At 39.0% G+C, this 2,894-nt stretch carries 1 protein-coding gene and 1 pseudogene; both read left to right on the forward strand.

The features are described from left to right. The first annotated feature begins 63 nt into the window (after positions 1–63). Complete coding sequence (locus tag B4H32_RS04940; RefSeq protein WP_034422377.1) at positions 64–1,287, forward strand: magnesium transporter CorA family protein; 1,224 nt, start codon at positions 64–66, stop codon at positions 1,285–1,287. 238 nt (positions 1,288–1,525) lie between these two features. Continuing rightward, a pseudogene (locus tag B4H32_RS04945) lies at positions 1,526–2,894 on the forward strand (hypothetical protein); the annotation flags it as partial.

A 2,894-nucleotide genomic window follows, 5' to 3' on the forward strand; every position in this document is an offset into this window, starting at 1 on the left:
GCCCGCCTTGTGCGGGCTTTTTTATGGCATGATATTCTTGGGATTTAGATGAATATCATGGTTATGCAGCTTTATTATTTTTATCGTCATAACAGTGAAGATACGATTTTTATTAGTGCCGAAGAACAATCAGAACATATGCTGGAATTTTTGTGGGTGGATAGTTTAAGACAGGATCTGGTTAATCATACCGATTCTTGGCAAAAAAATATTTATGAGCATACAGGTGTGGTGCTTAACGAATTTCATATGCGCGACCTGCTCAATATCGAACATCCTTGTGCTTTCGACAGTGTCGAGGAATATGACCTGCTGGTGTTCCGCAAACTGATTAGCCCAGACGATCAAATTTATGAAAGTGACAATACTTTAGAATCTCATGAAAGTATTTTTGGCCTAGCAACTACACCGATGGGTTTTATTCTAACGCCGAACATTTTGGTGAGTGTGAGGGAGCAGGGGAATAAAGCAATCGAAAGCTATATCCAACGTATCCAGACCATTATGGGGCGGGCGATTGAGGAGCAGAATAAACCCCGTAAACTGGCCAGTACCCCAGCGGATCTCTGTTTGCGCCTGCTCAACAGCATGATTGATGGCTACCTAAACCTGCGCACCCCACTAACACGTCGTGTTGAATACTGGCAACAGCAACTTTTGCAGGGCAATCGGCGTTTTAAACAGTGGCATCAATTGTTTCATGAAGATATGGCTTTCCAGCAAATTGAAAATTTATGTGAGGAACAAATAGAGACCTTGCAGGAGTTCCGAGATGAACTGGTGGATAATTATCATCATGTGATGGGGGAACATAAGCATAAGAATCAAGACATTCTCTTGGTTCGTCTCAATGATTTAATGAGCCATGTAGAGCGTGTTCAAAAACATACCTTGCGTTTAAGAAATGCGATTCAATCGGCGATTGACTTACATTTTTCAGCTATTGCGAATCAAACCAATGAAAATATGCGGATTTTGGCGATCATCACCGCCGTATTCGCACCCTTGACTTTGCTGACGGGAATTTACGGAATGAACTTTGAGTTTATTCCAGGATTAAAGTCACCTGTCGGGTTCTGGATCATGCTGGCGGTGATGTTATTAAGCACAGTGCTGTTGCTGTATTATTTCTATCAGCAACATCTGGTGGGACGGGGTGAGCGTAGTGTCATTGACCTGCTGGCACAGCAGCATAAACAACGCAACCTGAACCTGCTCTGGTTTCTGGATTATGAACCGATTAAACAAACCCTCAAGGAGGTTGAGAAAATGACCAAATTTAAGTAACGAATGGCTGTATAGAACTGAGCCAATTTTATTATTTTTTTAAGCTTTAATTTTATCTCATTAACATTTTGTATTTGTAGGTTTATGCTTTATTTTTTAAATAAAATTATAGGTTTATTTGAGATTCTAATGATTTTTATTTTATTGAAAGGTAAATAAAAATACCAAATTTCAGTGATGTTGCTACAAAAAATGATCATTTATAATTCAAGTCTAAAATATAAGGGGGAGAAATAGAATGTCATACCGTTTATCAATAACATTGCTGCTTTTGCTGCCGTTGATGGGATGTGAGCTGAAAAATGAAGATCAAAATAAATCAAGTTTGAATGAGCATACCCCATCGGGTTCATCGTTGATGGCGCAATACCCAACGCTGGCTGAATATTTAGACATGGATGAAAGTGAGTTTAATATTTATTTAAACACTGGCTTGGACAGCATAGGAGTGCGTGATCTAACCAAACCAGAGAATATTAAGTCACTCAATATTGGCTATCCAGTTGATACCCAGAAAGCGACTTATGTGATGCGTTCGGTTTTTAATTTGGCTGCACTGAAAAAAGACGATCTTTTGTTTGTCGATGATGCCCAGTCTTCAAGAACAGATAGTTTTGAGATTAAGAGTAGTGCAAGCAGTAGTTTAAGAGATCAGCAATGGTCGGTTGGCGGTTCTGCAAATATTAAAAGATTCGGTTTTAAAGTTGCAGCGAAATATCATCATGCCGAAGCGAATGCCACAGCCAGTACGGTAGGAAGTGTTTCTGCGATTATGCGTCAAGTGGGTGCGGGTAAGACGATTACAATCGGCACTGTGAGTATGGATGATAGTGGTGATAACTTTACTGCATATTTAGTTGGAACAGCACTGACTGAAGAAGAGCTTGAAAAGAAAGTACATACCGTGGTTGAACCTGCGAGTGTAGGCAAATGTCATTATATTAAAACCGTTAATATTGATGGTAAACCGTTGGATAAAGGGAACATCTATGGCAGTATTCAAGTGCTTTCAAAAATGCAGACTATTTTTGCGCAACTTCAAACACAATATAATCAATGTAATGATGCTGAAACTCGTCAAACGTTAGTGGTCAATATGCGAGAATTGCGTAAGCACATTATTAAAGAGATACAAACATTTTATAAGCAGAATGGCGATTCTTTTGTCACAAAAGTTGAAGTGATGAATCGTGCGATTGGTGAGGGAAAACTAAGTTTTGGTAGCAACAGTAGTAATTCAGAGCATTATAACGGAGGTGGATTATCCATATCTTATAGTGGTATTGGCGCAGGAGGTGGAGTCTCCGCTGAGTTTACTGAATCTTTAAGAAAGGCAAAATCAGATATATTTAAAAACATTAACATCACCGTGACAGCTGAACCTGATTCAATTGGTAATTCAATTGATATTTCTGGATGGAGAAAAGAACTCGGAGATTGGATGAATAATCTAAGTGTAGAAGCAGGGAAGGCTATTGTACTTCCTACAGCAAGTACACTGCCAAAAACGGTAGACATCAAATTTCCTGATACTGAACTTCAAAAGCCAAAAGAAGAATTACAGCCCCCTAGCCATTTGTTTAAGAGTTTGGATGAATGGGAAAAAT

This window comes from Acinetobacter sp. UBA2063, assembly GCF_002333245.1.
Lineage (GTDB): Bacteria > Pseudomonadota > Gammaproteobacteria > Pseudomonadales > Moraxellaceae > Acinetobacter > Acinetobacter parvus.